Genomic DNA, 25,531 nt, shown 5'->3' with positions numbered 1-25,531 from the left:
AATTACATTTAGAAAAACTCAAGGAGGAACGAAAATGTCAGACTTAAAAAAAGAATATAAGTGTGCATGGGATGCGTATACTGAAGAAGACAAAAAAGCACTTTTTGCTTATGGTGAACGCTATAGAAAATTCATTTCTGAGAACAAAACAGAACGTGAATGTGTAAAATCAATGATTGAAGAAGCAAAAGCACATGGTTATGTAGATCTTGAAGAATGTATTCAAAAAGGCCAAAAACTTCAAGCAGGGGATAAAGTTTACGCAAACTACTGTGACAAAACATTACTTATGTTCTGTATGGGTAGTGAACCATTATCAAATGGTATGAACTTACTTGGTGCACATCTTGACTCACCAAGACTTGACCTTAAACCAAATCCACTTTATGAAGATTCAAACTTTGCAATGTTCAAAACACACTACTATGGTGGTGTTAAAAAATATCAATGGGTAGCATTACCATTAGCTATTCATGGTACAGTTGTAAAACAATGTGGCGAAGTTGTAAATGTTTGTATAGGTGAAGATGAAACAGATCCAGTTGTAGGTATTTCAGACTTACTTATCCACCTTTCAGGTGAACAAATGCAAAAGAAACTTTCTGATGCGATTGCAGGGGAAGATCTTAACATTTGTTTAGGAACATTACCACTTGATGGAGAAGAAAAAGATAAAGTTAAAGCAAATATCTTAAAACTTCTTAATGACAAATACGACATTACAGAAGAAGACTTCGTATCAGCAGAACTTCAAATCGTACCAGCTGGTCCTGCTCGTGACTATGGCTTAGATAGAAGTATGGTTATGGGATATGGCCAAGATGATAGAGTTTGTGGTTATGCATCATTTGAAGCACAACTTGAAGTAACAAATCCAAAACGTACAACAGGTACAATCCTTGTAGATAAAGAAGAAATTGGTAGCGTAGGTGCATCTGGTATGCAATCTAAATTCTTTGAAAACACAGTAGCAGAATTACTTGCTTTAACAGAAGGTGATTCAAATATTCTTGTAAGAAGAACTTTAGCACGTTCAAAAATGCTTTCTTCAGATGTAACTGCAGGACATGATCCAAACTATCCATCAGTACTTGAAAAAAATAATGCAGCATACTTTGGTAAAGGTGTTGTATTCATGAAGTATACAGGTTCTCGTGGAAAATCTGGTTCAAATGAAGCCAATGCAGAGTACATGGCATACCTTAGAAAAATTATGGCTGAAAATAATGTAACTTGGCAAACAGCTGAGCTTGGTCGTATTGACCTTGGTGGTGGCGGTACAATTGCATATATTTTAGCAAGCTATGGTATGGATGTTATTGACTGTGGTGTACCAGTTCATAGCATGCATGCACCATGGGAAATTACAAGTAAAGTGGATCTTTATGAAATGAGAAAAGCGTATATTGCGTTCCTAATTAATGCATAATAATTAACTAGATAAGAAAAAAGGAAGTGTTTAACATGGAAAATTTAAATCCAATCGTAACAATTACTATGGACGATGGCAGTGTAATGAAAGCAGAACTTTATCCAGAAGTTGCACCTAACACTGTAAATAACTTTATTAGCTTAGTGCAAAAAGGATACTATGATGGTCTTACATTCCACCGTGTTATCCGTGGATTCATGATTCAAGGTGGTTGCCCACAAGGTACAGGTACAGGTGGTCCTGGCTACTGCATCAAAGGTGAATTCAGTGGAAATGGTTTTAAAAATGATTTAAAACATGCTAAAGGTGTTCTTTCTATGGCACGTGCAATGAGTCCTAACTCAGCAGGTTCACAATTCTTCATTATGCATGAAAACTCACCACATTTAGATGGTCAATATGCAGCTTTTGGTAAAGTGATTGAAGGATTAGATGTTGTAGATTACATTGCTACAACAAAAACAAATCATATGGATAAACCACTTAGTCCAGTTGTCATTAAATCAATGACAGTAGATACACAAGGAAAAACATACGAAGCGCCTGAAAAAGTAGGTGAATAATTAATGTCATATATTGATTTGCACTGTGATACAGCAAGCCTTATTTATGCAAATAAGACTTCTCTTCTTCACAATGACTATCATGTAGACATTCAAAAGATGAAAGCAAGCCACTATCTCGCACAGTGGTTTGCTTTCTTTATTGAAATGAAACCAGATAGTGAAGAAGATCTTTTTAGTTATTTTAAGAATATGTATGACTACTTCATAGAAGAAGTTAAGAAAAATGAAAAAGATATAAGTATAGCTAGAACCTATCAAGATTATTTACGCTGCAAAGAGGAGAAGAAGATTGCTGCCTTTTTATCTCTTGAAGAAGGAGAAGCAATTGCAGGTTTAGAAAATCCTATTGAAACATTGGTGAATATGGGGATTACGTTAATGACTTTAACGTGGAACTATGAAAATCGCTTAGGTGCACCTCATTCTATTGATAAAGGGCTTACACAGAAGGGGCGTGACCTAATTAGTGGATTAAATGAGGTACCTATTTTGCTTGATATTTCTCATTTATCAGAAGCAGCTTTTAAAGATATAACTGAGCTTTACAAAAAGCCAATCATTGCTTCTCACTCTAATGCAAGAGGTTACTATAATCATACGCGTAATGTGACTGATCAGGGGCTAGGCATTATTGCAAATAGTGGTGGAATAGTTGGAACCAACTTCTATAGCTATTTCTTAAATAACTCAGATAATAGTAAGATAGACCATATGATTGCTAATATGGCATATATCTATAATCAAGTTGGAGAAGATGTATTAGCACTAGGAACAGATTTTGATGGAATAAGTTGCAATTTAGATGTATGTAACTGCGAAGAAATGGATAAACTTAAAAGTAGTATGACACGTTTATTTAGTTCACGTATCATTGATAAAATCTGTTATGGCAATGCAGAGCGTGTAATCCGCGAGAACTTGTAAAGTTTTAGTTGGAAAAATTTCACTCTAATGCTATAATGGGACTATAGTTCTTTTAAACAAGAAGGGAGACTAGTACAATGGAAGAAAACAAAACATGTGGATGTTCACACGATGAAGGATGCTGTGGAGGCGGACACGATCACGCTCATGAAGGATGCGGTTGTGGCGGACACGAAGAACCAGTAATCTACGTAACATTCGAAGATGAAAACAAAGAAGTTGCATGTGACGTATTAGGTATTTTCGAAGTTGACGATATTGAATATATTGCTTTAGCACCACAAGATGAAGAAGAAGTTCTTATCTACCGTTATTCAGAAGATGGAGAAGACATCAAATTAGATGAAATTACATCAGACGAAGAATACGAAAAAGTAGCTGGTGAATTCGACGATTTATTCTTCGGTGACTTAGAAGACGAAACACAAGAATAATACACATAAAAACAGGATGATACGTCATCCTGTTTTTTTACGTCTACATTGTACATACTAATATTATGATGAACCGAAAAAATATAAAAAATAAACTTCAGACCATTTTAGATAGACCAGGGGTTTATAAAATGCTTGACGAAAAGGGGAATATCTTGTATATTGGGAAATCTATTGCCCTTAAAAAGCGAATAAACTCTTATTTAGCCAAAGAAATTAAAAGAAATAATAAAATTAAGCAGATGCTTGCATGGCTATGGGATGTAGAAGTATTTTATACAGATACAGAACTAGATGCTTTGCTTTTAGAATGTAAATGGATTAAAGCATATCGCCCATTGTACAATACAGCACTGATGCAGACCGAGCGATATGGGTATCTTATATTAGAAGATGGGCCTCATTATAGATTGAGATGGAGCAGAACAAAACTAGATAAAGCGCTACGTATTATTGGACCACTTACCCATCCCAGTTTAAGTAGGCAAGCAGAGGAATTCTTTAAAAGCCAATACCCTTTTATGGATTGCAAAATACAAGAAGAGGCATGTGCGAAAGTTGTTTTTAATAAGTGTCAAGGCTATTGCAAAGAAGCAGAGCGGAAGAAACGCATAGAGTTTATCCATGAGTTACTTAGTCCCGGAAGTTCTTTGCCAAGTATGCTTATGAAGCAAATTGAAACCTATTCTGAAAAGTGGGAATTTGAAAAGGCACAGCAGTTTTATGGTTACTTAAAATCTATAAATTATATTCGTGGTATAGAGCAAATGACGAATAAACTATGTTCGCAAAATGTCATAGGGAGACTCCCTATTGAAGGCACACTATTTTATAAGTATTACTTAATTATAAATGGAAGTATTCTCTATACAAAAGTAGGTATGCTTTATGAAGAAAATGAGATTATTCAAGCTTTAAGAGCCTATAAGAACAGTCAACAAGAAAAAGAAATTTTTAATATTCATAAAGAAAATATTGATGAAATCAAGATTCTTTATAGCTTTATAGAACGAAAAATGCATCGCATAGAAGTATAAAAATTCAAACAATCTCCAATACTATAACAAAATACAGATGAAAGAGGATTGAAGTGAAGAAGATAGTATTTTGTTTAAGTATTGTGTGTATATGTTTAACGTTATTTATTATGAATCGTACAATAGAGGTTAGTAGTTCTAATGTGGAAGAACACCCTATTGTAACTATATATTTAAGTAATAATACTCAGTTTAAAGTTGAATTGTACCCAGAGGAAGCACCGAATACAGTCAATAACTTTATTTATTTGGCATTATCTGATTATTATATTGGCACTCAAGTCAATCGTGTGATCCCAGATTATCTTATTCAAATAGGTGATCCTATTGGGAATGGAAAAGGATTTCCTGGGTACTATATAAAAAGTGAGTGTAAGTACAATGGGGTAAATAATCGTTTAAAGCATAAACGTGGTACATTATCTATGGCAAGAGGACGTAACTTTAACACAGAGGGTAGCCAATTTTTTGTTTTATTAGAAGATGATTGGCAATTGGATGGTAAGTTTGCAGCGTTTGGTCGCGTATTAGAAGGTATGGAGCAACTAGATACGTTACAAGACAAAGGCGTATCTGGTGAGTATTCACTTATAGAGCCTGTATACATTGAAAATATTGAAGTTCAAAATTATGAAGCGTGTTATAATCCACCAGAGATTTTAACCGTTCAAGAAGTTATGGCTCAAAATGACTAAATTTCAACATGTCCTTAAATGGTGTCTTTCTCCAACCTTATTTTTTAGTGAGCGCTACAAACAAAAGGCCATTCATCAGCAAGATAGGGGAAGGCGTGTAAGACGTCTCAATAAAACCTATTTTGGCATTTCCATCGTTATGTTACTCTTACTGATTGCTGAAAATGGATGGCTAAACTATACAGGAATAAAAAAAGTATTTTTGATTATCATACCTTTATGGTCACTCTCAAGAGTCAATGAAATTTTTATGGCATTTATTAAAGATGTTTTTGATAAGCTTATCCCTTCTAAACGTCAAAAGAATGGTTTAGAGTATCATGAGAGGGTGAGTATGGCATTTAGAAGTTTTATTGAGCTAACCATTCAATATGCTATTTTATACTTTTTACTCGATACACATTATCTAGAATATAGACTAACAAGTGGCTTATTTAATCAACCATTAAAAAGTCCTTTTACAGCGCTTTACTTAAGTTTAATTACAATAGCTTCTGTTGGATATGGAGATTATGTCCCCGTACATCCTTTGGCTAGGGGCTTAATTATGTATGAAATTATAACAGGATTTTTACTTATAGCTGTATGCTTTACAGTTTATGTAAGTTTAGATCTAGATGAAAAAGAGGCGCCCTAGCCTCTTTTTTTATCCGGTAGAATATGTAGATAGAACAAGTGTTTGGTGTGGTAAAATCGTAACTATAGCTACTTTTTTATCGGAAGCAAAACTTGACAAGATTTAAAGCATATTTTACAGTATTAAAATGAGAATAATTGTGCAGGTGATAAAATATGAAAAAAGATAATTATGGAAATCAAAGTATTTCCTCACTGAAAGGTGCAGACAGAGTTAGATTGCGTCCGTCCGTTATATTTGGTTCTGACGGGATTGAAGGATGTCAGCATTCCGTATTTGAGATTTTATCCAATGCGATTGACGAAGCAAAAGAGGGATATGGCAATGTGATTGATGTGACACTTTGCAAAGATCACTCTATTATCATACAAGACTATGGCCGTGGTATGCCTCTTGATTACAATGAGAAGGAAGGCCGTTATAACTGGGATCTTATTTTTTGCGAGCTTTATGCAGGGGGAAAATACAACAATAACGAGGGTCAAAATTATGAATTTAGTTTAGGCCTCAATGGTCTTGGGGCATGTGCAACACAGTACAGTTCTGAGTTCATGGATGTAGAAGTACATGTAGATGGCTATGCTTATGAACTTCACTTTGAGAAGGGTGAAAATATAGGGGGACTTCGCAAACAAAAAGCCAACTATAAAACAACAGGAACACGTATTCACTGGAAACCGGATAAAGATGTTTTTGCAGATATTCATATTAGTAGTGAGTACTTCCATAATGTTTTAAAAAGACAAGCGATTGTCAATCAAGGAATTACTTTTAATTTTGATGATCAAATTAGAGAAGAAAAGAGTACCTATGTTTATCCAGATGGTATTTTAGGTTATGTTAAAGAAGTAGCAGATGGCAAGCAATTTACTGAAATGGTTCTTGTTAAGCAAGAAACAAGAGGACAAGACAGTCCAGACAGACCAGAGTATCGTGTGAAGTTTGAAATAGCCTTTACATTTTGTAATGAAGCAACCTTACTTGAATACTATCACAACTCTAGTTATTTAGAATATGGTGGTGCACCAGATAAAGCAATCAAAAATGCTTTTGTCTACAGTATCGATCAATATTTAAAAAATGAAAATCTTTATAACAAAGATGAGAAGAAGATTACTTTTGTAGATATTCAAGATAGTTTAATCTTAATTACAAATTCTTTTTCAACCATTACCAGCTATGAGAACCAAACCAAAAAAGCAATTACTAATAAATTTATTCAAGAAGCAATGCAAGACTTCTTAAAAGATTATTTAGCCATTTACTTTATTGAAAACAAAGACGAAGCAACACGTATAGCTAAGCAAGTCTTAGTTAATAAACGTAGTCGTGAAAAAGCAGAACGTACGCGCATTAATGTGCGTAAACAATTAGGTGGGACAATTGATATTACAAATCGTATTAAAAAGTTTGTAGACTGTCGTACAAAAGATGTGACAAAACGTGAACTTTACATCGTAGAAGGTGATTCAGCTCTTGGTTCATGTAAACTTGGAAGAAATGCAGAATTTCAAGGGATTATGGCTGTAAGAGGGAAAATTCTTAACTGCTTAAAATCCGACTATGACAAAATCTTTAAAAGTGATATCATTATTGATCTTTTAAAAGTTTTAGGTTGTGGAGTAGAAATTACAAGCAAACATAATAAAGAATTGCATACTTTTGAGTTAGATAATTTAAGATGGCAAAAAGTCGTAATCTGTACAGATGCCGACGTGGACGGATTCCAAATTCGTACACTTATCTTGGCGATGCTTTATGCCCTTGTACCAACACTCATTAAAGAGGGAAAAGTATTTATTGCAGAGACACCATTGTATGAAATCAATACAAAAGATAAAACATACTTTGCGTATTCTGATTATGAAAAAGTACAAATCCTAGATAAAATTAAGTCTAAATATACCATTCAACGTTCAAAAGGACTAGGTGAAAATGATCCTGAGATGATGTGGGAAACAACTATGAATCCTGAATCAAGAAGACTGATTCAAGTCATGCCAGAAGATGCTGAGCGTACACAAGAAGTCTTTGAAAGATTGCTCGGTGATAACTTAGCTGCAAGAAAGGCCTTTATTGCAGAAGTAGGGCACGAATATTTAGATCAATTGGATATGAGTTAAGAAGGGAGGGTCTATGATGGATGAAAAGATTATTAAACAGAATATATCTGAGACGTTAGAGTCTAACTATATGCCTTATGCCATGAGTGTTATTGTCTCACGTGCCCTGCCTGAAATTGATGGATTTAAACCATCTCATCGTAAGTTACTCTATACGATGTATAAAATGTCATTGCTAAAATCAGCAAGGACAAAGTCAGCCAATATTGTAGGGCAAACAATGAAGCTTAACCCTCATGGAGATTCTGCTATTTATGAGACGATGGTACGTTTAACAAAAGGGTATGCAGCACTGAATACCCCATTTGTAGATTCAAAAGGAAACTTTGGTAAGGTTTATTCACGTGATATGGCTTATGCGGCTTCACGTTATACAGAAGCAAAATTAAGTGATATTTGTGAAGAACTGTTTAGAGATATTGAAGAAAACTCAGTTGTCTTTGTAGACAACTATGATGGTAAGATGAAAGAACCAACACTTTTACCTGTAACTTTTCCTAATATTTTAGTCAATCCAAATCAGGGGATTGCAGTAGGGATGGCAAGCAATATTTGTAGTTTCAACTTAGAAGAGGTATGTGATGCAACGATTGCTTATCTTAAAGATCAAGATATAGATATTGCAGATTACATTTTAGCACCAGACTTTTCAACAGGTGGAGAAATTTTCTATAACAAAGAAGATATGCGCCATATTTTAAATAGTGGACGCGGTTCTTTTAGAATGCGTGGGAAATATCAATATGTTAAAAAGGAAAATTGTATTGAGATTACAGAGATTCCTTATACAACAACAGTAGAAGCTATTATCGATAAAATTGAAGAAGCTGTTAAAGTGGGTAAAATCAAAGAGGTTTCGGATGTACGTGATGAAACGGACTTATCAGGTCTTAAGCTGACTGTAGACTTAAAACGTTCAGCAGACCCAAGTATAGTTATGCAAAAACTCTTTAAGCTTACAACATTAGAAGATTCATTTAGTTGCAACTTTAATGTTCTTATTGATGGTGCACCAAAAGTACTAGGTGTTAAAAGTATTATTGAAGAATGGGTAAGATTTAGAAAGGATTGTCTCATTCGTAAGTTTACCTTTAATATTGAGAAGATGCAAAAGAGACATCATCTCTTATTAGGTCTTAAACAAATCTTATTTGATATTGATAAAGCAATTGAAATTATTAGGCATACAGAAAAAGAAAATCAAGTTATTCCAAACTTGATGCGCGCTTTTGATTTAACAGAGCTTCAAGCAGAGTTTGTAGCAGAAATCAAATTACGCCACTTAAATAAACAATATATTTTAAATACCTTACAAGATGTTGATAAATTAGAGCAAGAAATTGCACGTTTATCTGAGATTATTGAAAGTGATAAAAAACTTAAAAAAGTTATTAGTGACGAACTTAAACAAACTAAGAAAAAATACAGTGCACCAAGACGTACAACACTTATTGAGCCTAATAAAGAAGAAGCCTTACCAAGTGATGCACTCATTGAAGACTACAACTTAAAAATCTTCTTTACAGAACATCAATATTTGAAAAAAATCTCATTAGCTTCTTTACGTAGTAGTGGTGAACAAAAAATGAAGGATAACGATACAATTATCCAAGAAGTTGAAACAGCCAATAAGAGTGAGCTTTTATTCTTTACGAATAAGTGTAATGTGTATAAAATAAAAACGTATGAAATCGAAGATTGTAAAGCCAGCCAGTTTGGTGTATACTTACCTAATATTTTAGATTTAGAACCAGATGAAACGATTATGTATGTGCATCCAACCTTAGATTATACAGGATCTATTTTATTTGGATTTGAAACAGGCAAGATTGCACGTGTACCTTTAAATGTTTATGAGACAAAGACAAACCGTAAAAAACTTGTGAAAGCTTATTATGGTAAGAGTGCATGTGTAGGTATGTGCGTGATTGGCGAAGAAGCCTTTATAAAATGTGTTAGAACAGATGGACGTTCAGCTATTGTTCCAACAACATTGATTGAAGAAAAGGCAAAACGTGATACACCGGGGATTCAAGCAATTACAATTACAAAGAAACATACAATGGCAAGTCTGACATGCCTAAATGAAGGCACTGAAGAAATAGAAAAATTAGCAGCTAGTTCGTTGCCAGCTCAAGCGAAACTATAGATAGGCAGGAAGTAGCGGGAGGAAATTATGAGAAGTGATCTTTTAGAGAGCAATCGTATTATTGTTAAAATTGGTACATCATCACTCACACATCCAAATGGTCAAACCAATCTTAACAAAATGGAAAAATTAGCACGTGTTTTAACAGATTTAAATCATCAAGGTAAGGAAATCATATTAGTATCATCTGGTGCTATTGGTGTAGGAACAAGAAGACTTGGTCTTACAGAAAGACCGCAAGAGCTTGAGATGAAACAAGCAACAGCAGCAGTAGGGCAAGCAATTTTAATGCAAATCTATGAGAAATTCTTTGGGGAATATAATCAGGTTATTGCACAAGTCCTTCTTACAAAAGATGTGATTGAAGATCCAATTAAAAATCAAAATGCTAAAAATACTTTGTTTGCTCTATTAAAATTAGGGGTTATACCAATCATTAATGAAAATGACTGTATTTCTACAGCTCAAATTGAAGGTTATCGCTTTGGAGATAATGATACCTTATCTGCTATGGTTGCAGAATTAGTAGATGGGGATTTACTTATCTTACTTACAGATATTGATGGTCTTTATACAGATAATCCAAAAGAAAATAAAGATGCGACTTTAATCAAAGAAGTAGAAGCAATTACTTCAGATATTGAAGGATTAGGCAAAGATACAGGTTCTAAATTTGGAACAGGTGGTATGACAACTAAGATTACAGCCGCTAAGATAGCTAAAGCAAATGAGACACATACAGTTGTTGCTTTAGGAGATGACATCAATGTACTCTACAATATTCTAGATGGTGAAGAAGTAGGGACATGGTTTAAAGCCAAATAAGAGAGGTAATGAAAAATGGAAATGGATAAACTTATTGCACGTATTAATGAACTTGCGAAGAAAAAGAAAGAAGAAGGTTTAACACCAACTGAACTTGATGAACAAGCTAAATTACGTGAGCAATACTTACAAATCTTTAGATCAAATTTCAAAGGTCAATTATCAAACACAAAAATTCAAACACCAGATGGCAAGTTACATCCACTTAAATATATGCCAACTGACAAATAGAATGAAGGGGGCTGTTGCACACAAGTTGCAACGGCCTTTTCATATATAACAGGGGATGAGAGATGCAACAAGGCTAGACTATTAAGGTGGATTGGTGTACAATAAGAACAAATGTTCTTTTTGAAGGAGAAGTTATGATTGCGTATTTAAAAGGTGAAATTACAGAGATACATGATAATGATATATGGATAGAAGTAGGACAAATGGGATATGAAGTTTTTGTACCCTATGAGCAAAATGCCAGTGCGTTACAAAGAGGCAAAAATGTTAAGCTTTATATTTATGAAAATATTAAAGAAGATGCTCATGATTTATATGGTTTTGTAACGGTGCAGCAGAAAGAACTTTTTAAAAAGTTAGTGGGCGTAAATGGTATTGGGCCAAAGACAGCGTTGCAAATGATGAATTTATATGATGTAGATCATCTCATTGAAATTATTATGATGCAAGACCATAAGGCATTAGGTAAGGTAAGTGGTATTGGGCCAAAGACTGCTCAGCGTATTATTTTAGAACTTAAAGATGTGGTTCAAAAACTTGCAATGCCAGATTTATCTCATTTAGAAAAAGGTTTACCAGCATCAACAGGACAAGCTAAAGAAGAAGCCATTGAAGCACTTGAGGCTTTAGGCTTCCCATTAACTGAAGCGAGAAAAGCTGTTCAAGCAATCTTTGATTACAATGATACAACTGAAGTGATAATTAAAAAGGCTTTAGCATTACTTACAAATTAAGGGGGCGATTAAATGGAAACACGTATGATGTCAGCGGACTTACACATTGAAGACACAGACATAGAAAATAATATTAGACCCCTGACACTTGATGAATATATAGGGCAAAGTACCATTAAAGAAAATCTTAAAATCTTTATTGAGGCAGCAAAAGGCAGGGGAGAAGCACTTGATCATGTACTACTTTATGGACCACCAGGACTAGGGAAGACAACACTTGCAGGGGTTATAGCTAATGAAATGGGTGTTAAACTTAAAGTGACAGCGGGTCCTGCCATTGAGAAACCAGGAGATATTGCAGCGATTTTAAATGGGCTACAACCAGGTGATTTGCTGTTTATTGATGAAATTCATCGTATGCCACGTCAGGTAGAAGAAGTACTTTACTCTGCAATGGAAGATTATCATATAGATATTGTTGTGGGGAAAGGTCCAACAGCTAAGTCAATCCGTCTTTCTTTGCCACCATTTACATTAGTTGGTGCGACAACAAGAGCAGGGATGTTAAGTTCTCCACTTCGTGACCGTTTTGGAATAGTGCAACGTCTTGAGTATTATTCTTTAGAGGAACTCATGCAAATTGTAGAGCGTACAGCACGTATTTTAGGGGTGGGGATTACTACAGAAGGTGCAAGAGAAATTGGAAAGTGCTCTAGAGGCACACCTAGGCTTGCAAACCGTCTCTTAAAACGTGTACGTGATATTGTAAGTATTAAATACGACAGCATGATTACTGAAGAAACTGCACTTGCGTCTTTAAAATTATTAAATATTGATACACAGGGATTAGATGAAATCGATCGACGCATTCTAAATACAATCTGGAATCAATTTAAAGGTGGGCCAGTTGGTCTTGAGACCCTTGCAGCAACTATCGGGGAAGAAAGAGAAACACTAGAAGATGTGTATGAACCTTACCTGATGCAACAAGGCTTGCTCCAGCGTACGCCTAGAGGACGTATGCTGACAGAAAGTGCAAAGAATTTTTTGCAAATTCCAGAGGAGTTAAGATAGTTTTTTGAATATAGATATGTTATAATGACAAAAAATACTAATAGGCATAGCCATTTATAATGGGGTGTTCAATATGACAAAGAATAAAGTAGAGGTCATTATCGGGGGACAAGTTTTTGCATTACAAGGAAATGAATCACAAGAACATATTCAAAAGGTGGCAAGTGTATTAGATCAAAAAGTATTAGAAATTCATAAACAAGATCCCATGCACAAGCTTAGTTCTGCTCAAAAGCATATGATGGCAGCACTGAATATGGCAGATGAGTATTTAAAAATGAAAACAGATTTAGAAAGATTTAGTCAAGAATTAGAGAAATGTAATGCAGAAAATTTGGCGCTTCTCGAACGTATTGAAGAAATGTCACTTGAAATGAACAGGCTTAAAATCATGAAAAGAAGAAAATAGAACTTATTGAAGGGGGTGCTGTTAAGTTACCCCTTTTATGATGAAAAAAGAAAGAAGGACACAGTGTGAGACAAGTAGAATTATTAGCACCAGTTGGCAAGTTTGAAAATGCTTTAGCGGCTATTGAGAATGGGGCCAACGCTATCTTCGTAGGAGGAAAAGTTTTTAATGCAAGACAATTTGCAGATAACTTTGATGAAGATGAACTCGAAAAAATCGTAAACTATTGCAAACTTCGTGGAGTGAAAACACATATTACAGTAAATACTTTAATTAAAGAAGACGAGCTTCCTGAACTGATGCAGTACTTAGAAAGTTTAGCAAGACTTGGTGTAGATGCGGTGATTGTCCAAGATCTTGGAGTTGCTTATCTTGTTAAGCGTTACTTCCCACAGATTGAACTCCATGCAAGTACACAAATGAGTGCACATAGTTTAGAAGATGTGCTTTTCTTAAAAGCATTTGGTTTTAAACGTGTTGTACTTGCAAGAGAAATGCAACTTGAAGAAATTAAACAAATAAAAGATGCTGTAGATATTGAAATAGAAACATTTATCCATGGTGCTCTTTGCTATTCATACTCTGGACAATGCTTGTTTAGCAGTCAAATAGGAGGAAGAAGTGGAAATCGTGGGCGCTGTGCACAACCATGTCGCATGACATACGATTTATTAGAAGATGGTGAAGAAAAGATTAAATCCACTTATTTCTTAAGCCCGAAGGACCTTTATAGTCTTAGTTTCTTACCACAACTTATTGAGATAGGTATTGATTCATTCAAAATGGAAGGGCGTATGAAGTCTCCAGAGTATGTGGCATCTGTCACACGTGTTTATCGTAAATATGTGGATCTAGCTTTAAAGGATCCAAAACACTATAAAGTAGAACAAGAAGATATTGAAATGCTTCAATCAATATTTAACCGTGGTGGTTTCTCAGAAGGCTACTACTTTAAAAAAGCAGGCCTTGATATGATGACAGAGAAGACACCAAAAAATATTGGGCTTCGCGTAGGACATATTGTAAAATACGATAAACGTAATAAGCTTGCAACCATTTATACAGAAAAAACATTAAACCCAGGAGATGGGCTTGAAATTTGGAATAAGAAAAAACATACAGGAACAGGGATTTCAAAAGTCTATCCAGGTGGGCAGACCTTTACTGTACGTGTAGAAGATTGGGTAGATGAGAAAAGTCCAGTTTACCTATCTAAAAATAATACACTTCTTAAAGCTTTACGAAAAACCTATGAAAAGGCACAACGTAAAGTACCTGTACAAGGAAAACTTGTTGGAAAATTGGGTGAGCCAGTAAGCTTTACACTCTTTTATGAAGGGCTTGAGGCAACAGCCCTAGGCGAAATCTTAGAAGCGGCTCAAAGTGCACCTCTTACAAAAGAAGTAGCAATAGAGAAACTTTCAAAACTTGGGACCACATCTTTTGAGCTTACTCATGTAGATGCAGAGTGGGATGATGATGTGTATATGACCATTAGTAAGTTGAATGAATTACGCCGCGAAGCAGTGGCTCATTTAGAGGCTTTAATTTGTGAAAGTGGTACGCAAAAAACCTATGCGCCTTATACACCAGATAGCAATCAGCGTTATGAAGGAAAGCCAAGTTACCATGCACAAGTACGTACCATAGAACAACTTCAAGTAGTGCTTGATTACCCACAACTTCAAGCAGTGTATTGGGAATGGCAATATAATGATCGAAAAATGCAAGAGGCTTTAGAGCTTTGTGAGGCAAAGGGGAAACCAATGTATATTGTGTTTCCGGCAATTACAAAAGAAAAGGCACTTGAGAGAATTAAAAAAAGCTTGCCAAGCTTTGAAGCAAGTGGCTTAACAGGCTATGTCATTCGTACATTAGGAGTCTTTTATATATTGATGTCTAGTCACAAAGAGAAGGTCATTGATTATAATTTAAATGTAATGAATAATGAAGCGGTTTATCAATGGAGTGAAAATGGCGTAACACGTATAACTACTTCAGCAGAACTTGCAAAAGAAGAGTTAGAATCCTTAGAAGGTCCACTTGAAACCATTATCTATGGTAGATTGCCTGTAATGACAACAGAACAATGTGTACTAGGTAACCATGAGCTTTGTCAAAAGAAAAAACAAACTGGAAAATATAGTTTGCGTGATCGTAAAGGGGCTATCTGGCCACTTACAACAGATTGTGTAGGTTGTAAAATGCAAATTTTAATGCATGAACCGCTTCTTATAGAACCAGAAAAGTACTTACAAAATATGTCTTTAATGGTTTATCGTATTTGGTTCACTGAAGAAAATGCCAAGGAAACAAAAGAAGTTTTAGAAAGTTTATTGAATGGTAAAAAAGTAACTTTTGCTAGTCAAAAAGCAAGTTTCTTAAAGCCTATAGACTAAAGAAAAAGAGGTGATGAAATGGCCTATTTAGAGTTGATGATTTTACTGAGTCGATTTGTATTTGCAGGATTTGCAATACTTTTTATTGTGCTGATTTTTAGTTTTATGAAGCCATTTATCAGTTATTCACTTGGCCAGCCTATTTATAAGCATTCACTTATGTTTTCATGCATCCTCTTTTTCCACTTAGGGGGAACCGCTATTTTATTTGGTAAGGCGCCGAGTCTTGCTATGAGACAGGGGATCATCTTTAACAGTGTGATTTTAGCTGCTGCATTTATCTTTATTAAGTGGTTACTTAAAAGACTTAAAAGACAAGATGAAATGGTTATCTGGTATATTATCTTTTTCTTAGTAGACATAAGCTATATTATGTTAGAACGTCTTAATCATGCTGAAGCAACTAAACAAATTGTATGGTTTATACTTGGTATGTGTATTGCTATGTTTTTACCAACTATTTTTGGAAAAATGCTACAACCTAAATATAAATTACTGTATATGTTCTTGACACTAGGTATGATTATATTACCATTTATCTTTGGAGAATCTAAATATGGTGCCATGAACTGGGTAGAAATTGCAGGTTTTGGTTTTCAGCCTTCTGAGTTTGGGAAGGTTACCTTTGTTCTCTTTTTAGCTGCTCATTTTGATGAATTCGAGTTTAAGAGTCATAAGTTAACCATAATCTTTCAGTCTATTGTATTTACAGGTGCTATTTTGTTAATGCTTGTTTTTCAAAGAGATTTAGGCGGCGCACTTTTATACGGATTAACCTTCCTAATTATGCTTTATATTGGAACTAAAAATGCATTTTTACCGTTAATAGGTATAGCAGGAGGCGCCGTAGCATCAATATTAGCGTATTTTTGTTTTGGGCATGTACGTGTCAGGGTTGAAGCATGGATTGATCCATGGGCAGATATTGCAGGAAATGGTTATCAAGTTGTACAAGGGCTATTTGCAATTGGGACATGGGGATGGTTTGGAAGTGGATTAACCCGTGGTATTCCTAATAAAATCCCAATTGTTACAACAGATTATATCTTTGCGGCCCTTTGCGAGGAGTTGGGGAACATAGTAGGAATTGTTGTACTTTTAGCCATTTTAGGTCTTATACTACAAGGCCTAAAAGGTGCACTTATTCAATTACATGATTTTGAAAAGTTTTTATGTATTGGTTTTGTTGTAATTATTGGCTTACAAACTTTAATTATTGTAGGCGGTGTACTTAAGCTCATTCCTTTAACAGGAATTACCCTACCTTTTGTGAGTTATGGTGGAACATCTTTGTTTGTATGCTTAGGCATGATGGGGATCGTCACCTACTTTGTACGCAAAACACTTAAGTTTGCAAGAAAGGAAGGGAAAGAAATTGAAGAATAATCGTTACATCTACCGTGTAGCTGCTGTTTTTATCCTACTTTTTATAGGGGTAGCAGCTTATGTAGGCTATTTTACAGTCGTAGAAAGTAAGAAGCTTATTGTAAATCCATATAATAAAAGATTAGACCATCTAGAAAACGAAGTCGTAAGAGGAAAGATTTTAGATACAAATGGTGTTGTGCTTGCAACCAGTGAAAATGGAATAAGGGAATATCCTTATGGAAAAACTTATGCCCATGCTGTAGGTTATGTAGGCCATGATAAAACAGGTGTTGAGTCGAGAGCTAATGTAGAGCTTCTTTATCCTAACTACAATCTTAAATCAATTTTTGCCTTTGCTTTTGCAGAGGAAAAGTTTCAAGGGCATGATGTGTATTTAACACTAGACCATAAGTTGCAGCAAGCATGCCGTGATGGACTAGGTGATTATCGTGGAGCAGCAGTTGTTATTGAACCACGCACAGGTAAGATTAGAGCACTTTACTCTAATCCGGGCTTTAATCCGAATACAATTGGTGAGAACTGGAATGATTTAGTAGAAGATACAGATCGCAGTGTACTTCTTAATCGAGCAACACAGGGGCTATATCCACCAGGTTCTACCTTTAAAATACTTACAACCATTGCGTATCTGCAACAACTTGGTGATAGTGCTTTTGATTATGAGTATGAGTGTAAGGGCGTTATCTCAAAAGATGGCCATGAGATTAAATGTAATAATGGAAAGGTTCATGGAAAGGTAAACTTAGAATCAGCCTTTACTGTTTCATGTAATACTTATTTTGTATCTTTAAGTGAGCAAATTTCTGCAGGTGAACTAAGAAAAGTTGCAACAGAGTTATTATTCAATCGTGCTCTTGGTGCTCAAATAGATTACAAGCAAAGTTTATTTAAATTAAATGACCAAAGTGATACATTCAACAAAATGGCTACCTATATGGGACAAGGTGAGACACTTGTATCTCCACTTCATTTAGCAATGATTGCCTCTATTGTTTATAACGATGGTGTGCTCATGTCTCCATATATTATAGATTATTCCCTTAATAATAAAGGGAATGTAGGTCTTAAAAACCTTCCACAATATGAAGGAACTTATTTAGACGAAAAGCTTTGTAAAACTTTAAGAGAAATGATGATTAATGTAGTAACAAATGGTACAGGAAATCGAATTTATAGAAACGATTTGGTAATTGGTGGGAAAACAGGTACAGCTCAAAATGAAACAGGTGCAGATCATTCACTGTTTGTCGGCTTTGCAGAACCTAAAGAAGGCAATAAGGAAAGTATTGTATTTGCAGTTGTTGTAGAACAAGGTGGCCAAGGTGCTAAAGCGTTAAACGTAAGTAATGAGATTTTAAATGCTTATAAAAATGAATAGCCATTTGGATTTGGTTGAAAAATAAGAAGAAACAAGCTATACTAAAATCAACTAGAGTATAAAAGAAAGACAGGTGGCTTTATGATTGAAACTGTCAGTTGCGGTGGCGTTGTCGTGCATAAGGGGAAAGTCCTTGCTCTTTATAAAGATTTCAAAGGGAGAAGGGAATATAAGTATGTTGGTTGGGTACTTCCTAAAGGAACTGTTGAATACGGCGAAAGCAATGAAATGACCGCAATTAGAGAAGTAAAGGAAGAATCAGGTGTGGATGCAGAAATAGTAGAGTACATTGGGTCTACTCAATATACTTTTCAAGGGAAAGAAGACCTTGTAAGTAAAACTGTACATTGGTATTTAATGCGTGCACAGAGCTTTTATAGCAAACCACAAAGAGAAGAGCATTTTATGGATAGTGGATATTACAAATTTCATGAAGCGTATCATCTCATGAAGTTTTCCGATGAAAAATATATCTTGAAAAAAGGGTATCAGATGTATTTGGATTTAAGAAAAGATAATATGTGGGATCAAAAAAGAAAAGAGATAAAAATGAACTGCTGGTAATAAATTTATCAGCAGTTCATTTTTATATTAAATGTGTATGATTATGTCCAACTAACTTTATAAAACATTTAGACCATTTTCATTTAAGTATAACAACAGAAAGCTAATAAAAAAAGAGGTTATAGTCCAAAACTATAACCTCTTTTTTAAATGATGCGGATAAAGGGAATCGAACCCTTACGATGTTACCATCGGCAGATTTTGAGTCTGCTGCGTCTGCCAGTTCCGCCACATCCGCTTGATGCTTGTTTAGTATAGCATAAATTGAAAAGTGGTGCAAGCATATTTTACCAATAAATGATGCTGTTATCTAAAAAATTGAGAATAAGATGTAATAAATATGGAAATATGATATGATAGTGAAGATGCGAAAAAGGCTATGATTTGGGTAGGAAAGGAGTCAGTCTTTTGGATGAAATAATAGAAAGAAACTTAATTGAGAAAGCCAAGCAGGGTGATGTTGCAGCTTTTGAAACGTTGATGCTAAGTTATGAAAAGCATATTTATAATATTTGTTTAAAAATGCTAGGCGATGAACAGGAAGCATTTGATGGTGCGCAAGAAGTTTGTGTGAAGCTTTGGAGACAGCTTAAAACCTTTGAAGGGAACTCTAAGTTTAGTACATGGATGTATCGTATTGCTACTAATCAGTGCTTAGATTTAATTAGAAAAAGAAAAAGTCGTTTAGAAGGTGAAGTGTCTTTGTATCAGCCTTCTAAGGATTCAGAAAATGAATGGGTATTAGATGAGGCCCCTAAACATGATGTAATGAGTGAGCATGTAGATCAGCTCGCTTTAAAGGATATTATGGAACAAGCCTTAAAAGAGGTTAAAGAAGAGTATAAACAGATTCTGATTTTAAGAGATGTAGAAGGCTATAGCTATGATGAAATAGCAGAAACATTGGAAATGAATAAAGGGACCGTAAAATCTAGGCTTTCAAGAGCACGTTTAGCAATGAAAGAGATTTTAATGCAAAATAAGGAACCTTATAAGTCTTTCTTTCGTCAAACTATTAAGAAGGAGGGCAACATATGAAATGTGAAGATTACCAAGAATTAATATCCCCTTATTTAGATGATGCCTTATCATATGACGAAAAAATGCAGCTTGAAGCACATCTTAAAGCTTGCCCTACATGTCAGGAAACGTTAGAAATGATGCAACTCATAATGGGAGGATTAAATGAGATGGAGGAAGCTCCATTACCAGAAGGCTTCCATGAAAGACTACATGAAAATTTAATGGATGAATTAGCTATAACCAATAAGCAAACTGCAGCAACAACTACAGTAGTTACAGAACTACCTAAAAATAAAAAACATCCTTACAGATTTTTAACTTATGCTTCAGGACTTGCTGCTGCACTTATTATAGGCATTGCACTTGTACCTAGGGGAACAGGGCAAGAACTTGATGGTGCACCAATAGAACAAGCACCACAAGTTGCATCTTCTAGAATGCAATCAGAAGATTTAGTAAAAAACCAAGTAGCACCAGTACAAGAAATTGCGCCATTTAGCATGGAGAGTCAAGTGATGCCAATGTCCCTTGAAGAAGAACAATGGAATATTACAATCGAGGATTTAGAACAGTTTGGTGAATTTATAACAGGTTATTGTAAAGAGAATCAAATAACATTCACCAGTTGGCAAGAAAATGCCATTATCCATTATACGTTACAGCCATTATCTAAAGAGAATTTCAAAGAAACACTTATGGCACAGATGAAAGATAATGAGCATATAGACATTGTAAATCCAGGTGAAGAACCACAACTTCACCTAATTGTGACTATAAAAGAATAAAGGAGACTTGACACATAAGAGGCTTTTTGTTACATTATAGTCATAAATGCATATTTATGGTTGCAATGATAAAGAGGAGTAATAGAAGAAGAACGTTTTAGCGAGACTGGGAGAGTGTAAGCCAGTTACGAGTTCATTTTATGAAGGCGCTTTGGAGCAATATATGAAAGTGGGATATTTATTATCCAATTAGGGTGGAACCGCGGAAGTTACCTTTCGTCCCTTGCGTTAAGCAAGGACGGAAGGTTTTTTTATATTTATTTTTATTAGGAGGATAAGATTATGCAAGAAAAATCAATGCAACAGGTTGTTGCTGTAGCAAAATCTAGAGGATTTGTATATCCAGGTTCAGAAATTTATGGAGGACTTGCAAATACTTGGGATTACGGCCCATTAGGTGTAGAACTTAAGAATAACGTTAAAAAAGCTTGGTGGAAAAAATTTATCCAAGAGAGTGCATATAACGTAGGTGTTGACTGTGCAATCCTTATGAATCCACAAGTATGGGTAGCTTCAGGCCACGTAGGTGGATTTAGTGACCCACTTATGGATTGTAAAGCATGTAAAGAACGTTTCCGTTCAGATAAAATTATTGAAGATTTCATGCATGAAAAAGGTGAAGATCTTGTTGTTGATGGTTGGTCAAATGAGCAAATGCAACAATTTATCGCTGATAATCAAATTCCATGTCCAACATGTGGTGCACACGACTTTACAGACATTCGCCAATTCAACCTTATGTTCAAAACATTCCAAGGTGTAACTGAAGACTCTAAAAATACTGTTTATTTAAGACCAGAAACAGCTCAAGGAATCTTTGTTAACTTCAAAAATGTACAACGTACAAGTAGAAAGAAAATTCCATTTGGTATTGGTCAAATTGGTAAATCATTTAGAAATGAAATTACACCAGGTAACTTCATCTTTAGAACACGTGAATTTGAACAGATGGAACTTGAATTCTTCTGCAAACCAGGTACAGAATTAGAATGGTTTGATTACTGGAAAAATTACTGTAAAGACTGGATCCTTAACTTAGGTGTTAAACCAGAAAATATGCGTATGCGTGACCATTCAGCAGAAGAACTTTCACACTATAGTAATGCAACAAGTGATATCGAATTCTTATTCCCATTCGGATGGGGAGAACTTTGGGGTATTGCATCTCGTACAGATTATGACCTTAAACAACATAGTGCACATTCAGGTGAAGAAATGCTTTACTTCGATCAAACAACAAATGAGAAATACGTTCCATACTGTATTGAACCATCACTTGGTGCTGACCGTGTAACATTAGCATTCCTCTGTGAAGCTTATGACGAAGAAACACTTGAAGATGGCGATACACGTACAGTATTTAGATTCCATCCAGCTCTTGCACCAGTAAAAGCTGCTATCCTTCCACTTTCTAAAAAATTATCAGAAGAAGCAACAGCTGTTTACCATACATTACTTAAACACTTCAACGTAGAGTACGATGAAAGTGGTTCGATTGGTAAACGTTATAGAAGACAAGATGAAATCGGTACACCATTCTGTATTACTTTTGACTTCGATTCTAGAGAAGACCAAATGGTAACAGTAAGAGATCGTGATACAATGGCACAAGAACGTGTAGCAATTGCAGATCTTGTAAACTATATTGAAAGTAAAATGGAATTTTAATTCCTAAAAATAATAAACAAAAGTCCTAGAACGTTCTGTTCTAGGACTTTTGTTTATTATTTTTAAACTAAACTAAAATAATCATAAAATTTATAAAAGTAAATAAAAAGTACTTATTTATTTATATATGTTAAAAAAGTAGAATAATAATGAAAAAAATCAGCAGATATAGATAAAAAAATATTTTATTTTTGTGTACAAATTATCAAAATAACAAAATTGATTATAAAATAATAAAAAACTATTTTAAAATCAATATTTTATGATATAATGATACCGAAACCAGAAAAATTAGTTATTTACTATTCGTCGCAAAAATAGTTATAACAATTTCTAATGAAAATCTAGGAGGGTACATACATGAGCCAAAAATGGGTATATATGTTTAAAGAGGGAAATGGTCAAAATAAAAATCTTCTTGGTGGTAAAGGTGCAAATCTTGCAGAGATGACACAATTAGGATTACCAATTCCACAAGGATTTACTGTTACAACAGAAGCTTGTACAGAATACTATAACAATAACCAAAGTTTATCAGAAGAAATTCAAGATCAAATTAAAGTTGCTTTAACAGAACTTGAAGAAATCTCTGGTAAAAAATTCGGTGATAATACAAACCCACTTTTAGTATCAGTTCGTTCAGGGGCTAGAGTATCAATGCCAGGTATGATGGATACAGTTCTTAACTTAGGTCTTAATGATGAAGCTGTAGTTGGCCTTGCAACTAAAACTCAAAATGAAAGATTTGCATATGACTCATACCGTCGTTTCATTCAAATGTTCTCAGACGTAGTAATGGAAATTCCAAAACCACGTTTCGAAAAAATCATTGATGGAATGAAAGAAGAAAAAGGCGTTACACTTGATACAGATCTTGATGCAAACGACTTAAAAGAAATGGTTGTTCGTTTCAAAGCTTTATACAAAGAAGTTAAAGGGGTAGACTTCCCACAAGAACCTGAAACACAATTAATGGAATCTATTAAAGCAGTATTCCGTTCATGGATGAACCCACGTGCTATTGTTTATAGAAGAATGAATGATTATCCATCAGATTGGGGTACAGCAGTAAACGTACAAATGATGGTATTCGGTAATATGGGTGAAACATCAGGTACAGGTGTTGCATTCACAAGAAACCCATCTACTGGAGAAAATGCTATTTACGGCGAATACTTAATCAATGCTCAAGGTGAAGACGTAGTTGCTGGTATTAGAACACCAAACCACATTTCACAACTTGAACAAGATATGCCAGCAGTATATAAAGAGTTCATGGAAATTTCAAATAAACTTGAAAATCACTTCCACGACATGCAAGATATGGAGTTCACTGTTGAAGATGGTAAACTTTACTTCTTACAAACACGTAATGGAAAAAGAACAGCAGCAGCAGCTTTAAGAATTGCTGTAGATTTAGTTGCTGAAGGTCAAATCACAGAAGAAACAGCAGTGCTTCGTGTAGAACCAAAACAACTTGATCAATTACTTCACCCAATGTTTGATAGTGCAGCACTTAAAGCAGCTAAAGTAATCGGAAAAGCACTTCCTGCATCTCCTGGTGCAGCGGCTGGTAAAGTATACTTTACAGCGGATGAGGCAAAAGAAGCTGGAGCAAGAGGAGAACGCGTAATCCTTGTTCGTCTTGAAACATCACCAGAAGATATTGAAGGTATGGCAGCAGCTCGTGGTATCTTAACAGTACGTGGCGGTATGACATCACATGCAGCTGTAGTTGCTCGTGGTATGGGTACATGCTGTGTATCTGGATGTGGAGAAATTAAAATTGATGAAGAAGCTAAAACATTCACACTTGGTGGTATGACATTTGGTGAAGGAGATTATATCTCATTAGATGGTTCAACAGGTAATATCTATGGAGAAGATGTAGATACAGTAGAACCAGAAATCACAGGTGATTTTGAAACATTCATGGCATGGGCAGATAAATATCGTACACTTAAAGTACGTACAAACGCTGACTCTCCAAAAGATGCACAAAATGCTGTAAGATTTGGTGCTGAAGGTATCGGTCTTTGCCGTACAGAGCATATGTTCTTTGAAGAAGATCGTATCATGAAAATGCGTCGTATGATCGTTGCTAAAACAGAAGAAGAAAGAAGAGAAGCACTTGATGCACTTCTTCCACTTCAAAAAGGTGATTTCGTAGGTATTTATGAAGCAATGGAAGAAAGACCTGTGACAGTACGTCTTCTTGACCCACCATTACATGAATTCTTACCACATTCAGATGAAGACATCACAGAACTTGCAAAAGAAATGGGTATCACATTCGAAGATCTTAAAGCTACAGTTGAATCACTTCATGAATTCAACCCAATGATGGGGCACCGTGGATGTCGTCTTGCTGTTTCTTATCCAGAAATCGCAGAAATGCAAGCACGTGCTATCATTGAAGCAGCACTTCAAGTAAAAGCTGAAAAAGGATTTAACATTGTTCCAGAAATCATGATTCCACTTGTTGGTGAAATCAAAGAATTAAAATATGTTAAAGAAGTTGTAGTAGCAGCAGCTAACAAAGCAATTGAAGCTGCAGGTGTAGAACTTGAATACCATGTTGGTACAATGATCGAAATTCCACGTGCTGCTGTAACAGCTGATCAAATTGCTACTGAAGCAGAGTTCTTCTCATTCGGTACAAATGATTTAACACAAATGACATTTGGGTTCTCACGTGATGATGCTGGTAAATTCTTAGAAGACTACTACGGAAAAGGTGTGTATGAATCAGATCCATTTGCAAGACTTGACCAAACAGGTGTTGGTGCTCTTGTACAAATGGCAGCAGAAAAAGGACGTAGCACAAGACCAAACATCAAACTTGGTATTTGTGGTGAACATGGTGGAGATCCATCATCAATCGAATTCTGCCACAAAGTAGGATTAAACTACGTATCTTGTTCTCCATTCCGTGTACCAATCGCACGTTTAGCAGCAGCTCAATCTGCTATTAAAAATAAATAAGATCGGATTGAAATAACCTAGAAAGGATAATCCCTTTCTAGGTTATTTTTTGTATAGAGTAAGGAAAGAGAAACCAATAAGCGTTATTATACATTTGTTGATTGTTAAATTGATGTAAAGATAGGCTTTT

At 35.1% G+C, this 25,531-nt stretch carries 22 protein-coding genes and 1 tRNA gene; 22 read left to right on the top strand and 1 reads right to left on the bottom strand.

Annotated elements, in window-relative coordinates; genetic code table 11:
- Positions 1 to 34 precede the first annotated feature (34 nt).
- From BN2390_RS15410 to BN2390_RS15325, 18 genes are all read left to right on the top strand, one after another.
- Complete coding sequence (locus BN2390_RS15410) at positions 35 to 1,429, top strand: aminopeptidase (protein ID WP_053985202.1); 1,395 nt, start codon at positions 35 to 37, stop codon at positions 1,427 to 1,429.
- A gap of 35 nt (positions 1,430 to 1,464) precedes the next feature.
- Entirely contained in the window at positions 1,465 to 1,995 is a 531-nt protein-coding gene (locus BN2390_RS15405; RefSeq protein WP_053985201.1) for a peptidylprolyl isomerase, read from the top strand.
- 3 nt (positions 1,996 to 1,998) lie between these two features.
- Positions 1,999 to 2,922 carry a dipeptidase gene (locus BN2390_RS15400; protein ID WP_053985200.1) on the top strand — a complete coding sequence of 308 codons (924 nt, stop codon included), beginning with the start codon at positions 1,999 to 2,001 and terminating at the stop codon, positions 2,920 to 2,922.
- A 77-nt stretch (positions 2,923 to 2,999) separates the two neighbouring features.
- On the top strand, positions 3,000 to 3,356 hold the full coding sequence (locus BN2390_RS15395; RefSeq protein ID WP_082238814.1) for a DUF1292 domain-containing protein: 357 nt from the start codon (positions 3,000 to 3,002) through the stop codon (positions 3,354 to 3,356).
- Between the two features lie 65 nt (positions 3,357 to 3,421).
- Positions 3,422 to 4,393 (top strand): GIY-YIG nuclease family protein, encoded by a 972-nt coding sequence (locus BN2390_RS15390; protein WP_082238813.1) that lies wholly within the window; start codon positions 3,422 to 3,424, stop codon positions 4,391 to 4,393.
- A gap of 53 nt (positions 4,394 to 4,446) precedes the next feature.
- The gene (locus BN2390_RS15385; RefSeq protein WP_053985198.1) at positions 4,447 to 5,088 is read left to right on the top strand and encodes a peptidylprolyl isomerase; all 642 of its coding nucleotides are present in this window, start codon (positions 4,447 to 4,449) and stop codon (positions 5,086 to 5,088) included.
- The gene (locus BN2390_RS15380; protein WP_053985197.1) at positions 5,081 to 5,725 is read left to right on the top strand and encodes a potassium channel family protein; all 645 of its coding nucleotides are present in this window, start codon (positions 5,081 to 5,083) and stop codon (positions 5,723 to 5,725) included. Before BN2390_RS15385 ends, BN2390_RS15380 begins: the two co-directional genes overlap by 8 nt.
- A gap of 155 nt (positions 5,726 to 5,880) precedes the next feature.
- Entirely contained in the window at positions 5,881 to 7,848 is a 1,968-nt protein-coding gene (locus BN2390_RS15375) for a DNA gyrase/topoisomerase IV subunit B (RefSeq protein ID WP_053985196.1), read from the top strand.
- A 16-nt stretch (positions 7,849 to 7,864) separates the two neighbouring features.
- Entirely contained in the window at positions 7,865 to 9,997 is a 2,133-nt protein-coding gene (locus BN2390_RS15370) for a DNA gyrase subunit A (RefSeq protein WP_082238812.1), read from the top strand.
- Positions 9,998 to 10,024: 27 nt separating this feature from the next.
- Positions 10,025 to 10,822, top strand: a complete 798-nt coding sequence (gene proB / locus BN2390_RS15365; protein ID WP_053985194.1) for a glutamate 5-kinase — start codon at positions 10,025 to 10,027, stop codon at positions 10,820 to 10,822.
- Positions 10,823 to 10,837: 15 nt separating this feature from the next.
- Positions 10,838 to 11,053 (top strand): DUF896 domain-containing protein, encoded by a 216-nt coding sequence (locus tag BN2390_RS15360; protein ID WP_053985193.1) that lies wholly within the window; start codon positions 10,838 to 10,840, stop codon positions 11,051 to 11,053.
- 86 nt (positions 11,054 to 11,139) lie between these two features.
- A complete protein-coding gene (gene ruvA, locus BN2390_RS15355; protein ID WP_198524926.1) occupies positions 11,140 to 11,787 on the top strand; it encodes a Holliday junction branch migration protein RuvA in 648 nt (215 codons plus the stop codon).
- A 12-nt stretch (positions 11,788 to 11,799) separates the two neighbouring features.
- Positions 11,800 to 12,801 carry a Holliday junction branch migration DNA helicase RuvB gene (ruvB, locus tag BN2390_RS15350; RefSeq protein WP_053985191.1) on the top strand — a complete coding sequence of 334 codons (1,002 nt, stop codon included), beginning with the start codon at positions 11,800 to 11,802 and terminating at the stop codon, positions 12,799 to 12,801.
- 73 nt (positions 12,802 to 12,874) lie between these two features.
- Positions 12,875 to 13,210 carry a cell division protein ZapA gene (locus BN2390_RS15345; protein WP_053985190.1) on the top strand — a complete coding sequence of 112 codons (336 nt, stop codon included), beginning with the start codon at positions 12,875 to 12,877 and terminating at the stop codon, positions 13,208 to 13,210.
- A gap of 65 nt (positions 13,211 to 13,275) precedes the next feature.
- The gene (locus tag BN2390_RS15340) at positions 13,276 to 15,609 is read left to right on the top strand and encodes a U32 family peptidase (RefSeq protein WP_053985189.1); all 2,334 of its coding nucleotides are present in this window, start codon (positions 13,276 to 13,278) and stop codon (positions 15,607 to 15,609) included.
- A gap of 18 nt (positions 15,610 to 15,627) precedes the next feature.
- Positions 15,628 to 16,995: an FtsW/RodA/SpoVE family cell cycle protein gene (locus BN2390_RS15335; protein ID WP_053985188.1), complete on the top strand. Its 1,368-nt coding sequence runs from the start codon at positions 15,628 to 15,630 to the stop codon at positions 16,993 to 16,995.
- Positions 16,985 to 18,376 carry a penicillin-binding transpeptidase domain-containing protein gene (locus BN2390_RS15330; RefSeq protein ID WP_053985187.1) on the top strand — a complete coding sequence of 464 codons (1,392 nt, stop codon included), beginning with the start codon at positions 16,985 to 16,987 and terminating at the stop codon, positions 18,374 to 18,376. The genes BN2390_RS15335 and BN2390_RS15330 overlap by 11 nt, the downstream gene beginning before the upstream one ends.
- A gap of 81 nt (positions 18,377 to 18,457) precedes the next feature.
- Positions 18,458 to 18,940, top strand: coding sequence for an NUDIX hydrolase (locus BN2390_RS15325; RefSeq protein ID WP_053985186.1), 483 nt, complete (start codon positions 18,458 to 18,460; stop codon positions 18,938 to 18,940).
- A gap of 154 nt (positions 18,941 to 19,094) precedes the next feature.
- Here BN2390_RS15325 and BN2390_RS15320 read toward each other — a convergent pair.
- A tRNA-Leu gene (locus tag BN2390_RS15320) sits at positions 19,095 to 19,178 on the bottom strand.
- A 170-nt stretch (positions 19,179 to 19,348) separates the two neighbouring features.
- On the opposite strand from BN2390_RS15320, the gene BN2390_RS15315 reads away from it, so the two are divergent.
- From BN2390_RS15315 to ppdK, 4 genes are all read left to right on the top strand, one after another.
- The gene (locus tag BN2390_RS15315; RefSeq protein WP_242847683.1) at positions 19,349 to 19,978 is read left to right on the top strand and encodes an RNA polymerase sigma factor; all 630 of its coding nucleotides are present in this window, start codon (positions 19,349 to 19,351) and stop codon (positions 19,976 to 19,978) included.
- Positions 19,975 to 20,748 carry an anti-sigma factor family protein gene (locus BN2390_RS15310; RefSeq protein WP_053985185.1) on the top strand — a complete coding sequence of 258 codons (774 nt, stop codon included), beginning with the start codon at positions 19,975 to 19,977 and terminating at the stop codon, positions 20,746 to 20,748. The genes BN2390_RS15315 and BN2390_RS15310 overlap by 4 nt, the downstream gene beginning before the upstream one ends.
- A 282-nt stretch (positions 20,749 to 21,030) precedes the next feature.
- Complete coding sequence (locus BN2390_RS15305) at positions 21,031 to 22,416, top strand: glycine--tRNA ligase (RefSeq protein ID WP_053985184.1); 1,386 nt, start codon at positions 21,031 to 21,033, stop codon at positions 22,414 to 22,416.
- A gap of 360 nt (positions 22,417 to 22,776) precedes the next feature.
- Entirely contained in the window at positions 22,777 to 25,401 is a 2,625-nt protein-coding gene (gene ppdK / locus BN2390_RS15300) for a pyruvate, phosphate dikinase (protein ID WP_053985183.1), read from the top strand.
- Positions 25,402 to 25,531 lie beyond the last annotated feature (130 nt).

This window comes from Niameybacter massiliensis, from assembly GCF_001282685.1.
GTDB classification, from domain to species: domain Bacteria; phylum Bacillota; class Clostridia; order Lachnospirales; family Cellulosilyticaceae; genus Holtiella; species Holtiella tumoricola.
Note: the sequence above shows the minus strand (reverse complement) of the source record. Positions and strands in the feature narration are given on the sequence as shown.

What these genes read in the sequence shown, in the direction of transcription:
- BN2390_RS15405 (WP_053985201.1), top strand. Translation starts at nt 1,465, where the DNA reads ATGGAAAATTTAAATCCAATCGTAACAATTACTATGGACGATGGCAGT.
- BN2390_RS15395 (WP_082238814.1), top strand. Translation starts at nt 3,000, where the DNA reads ATGGAAGAAAACAAAACATGTGGATGTTCACACGATGAAGGATGCTGT.
- BN2390_RS15360 (WP_053985193.1), top strand. Translation starts at nt 10,838, where the DNA reads ATGGAAATGGATAAACTTATTGCACGTATTAATGAACTTGCGAAGAAA.
- BN2390_RS15325 (WP_053985186.1), top strand. Translation starts at nt 18,458, where the DNA reads ATGATTGAAACTGTCAGTTGCGGTGGCGTTGTCGTGCATAAGGGGAAA.
- BN2390_RS15390 (WP_082238813.1), top strand. Translation starts at nt 3,422, where the DNA reads ATGATGAACCGAAAAAATATAAAAAATAAACTTCAGACCATTTTAGAT.
- BN2390_RS15345 (WP_053985190.1), top strand. Translation starts at nt 12,875, where the DNA reads ATGACAAAGAATAAAGTAGAGGTCATTATCGGGGGACAAGTTTTTGCA.
- BN2390_RS15410 (WP_053985202.1), top strand. Translation starts at nt 35, where the DNA reads ATGTCAGACTTAAAAAAAGAATATAAGTGTGCATGGGATGCGTATACT.
- proB (WP_053985194.1), top strand. Translation starts at nt 10,025, where the DNA reads ATGAGAAGTGATCTTTTAGAGAGCAATCGTATTATTGTTAAAATTGGT.
- BN2390_RS15310 (WP_053985185.1), top strand. Translation starts at nt 19,975, where the DNA reads ATGAAATGTGAAGATTACCAAGAATTAATATCCCCTTATTTAGATGAT.
- BN2390_RS15305 (WP_053985184.1), top strand. Translation starts at nt 21,031, where the DNA reads ATGCAAGAAAAATCAATGCAACAGGTTGTTGCTGTAGCAAAATCTAGA.
- BN2390_RS15380 (WP_053985197.1), top strand. Translation starts at nt 5,081, where the DNA reads ATGACTAAATTTCAACATGTCCTTAAATGGTGTCTTTCTCCAACCTTA.
- BN2390_RS15335 (WP_053985188.1), top strand. Translation starts at nt 15,628, where the DNA reads ATGGCCTATTTAGAGTTGATGATTTTACTGAGTCGATTTGTATTTGCA.
- BN2390_RS15375 (WP_053985196.1), top strand. Translation starts at nt 5,881, where the DNA reads ATGAAAAAAGATAATTATGGAAATCAAAGTATTTCCTCACTGAAAGGT.
- ruvB (WP_053985191.1), top strand. Translation starts at nt 11,800, where the DNA reads ATGGAAACACGTATGATGTCAGCGGACTTACACATTGAAGACACAGAC.
- BN2390_RS15370 (WP_082238812.1), top strand. Translation starts at nt 7,865, where the DNA reads ATGGATGAAAAGATTATTAAACAGAATATATCTGAGACGTTAGAGTCT.
- ppdK (WP_053985183.1), top strand. Translation starts at nt 22,777, where the DNA reads ATGAGCCAAAAATGGGTATATATGTTTAAAGAGGGAAATGGTCAAAAT.
- BN2390_RS15400 (WP_053985200.1), top strand. Translation starts at nt 1,999, where the DNA reads ATGTCATATATTGATTTGCACTGTGATACAGCAAGCCTTATTTATGCA.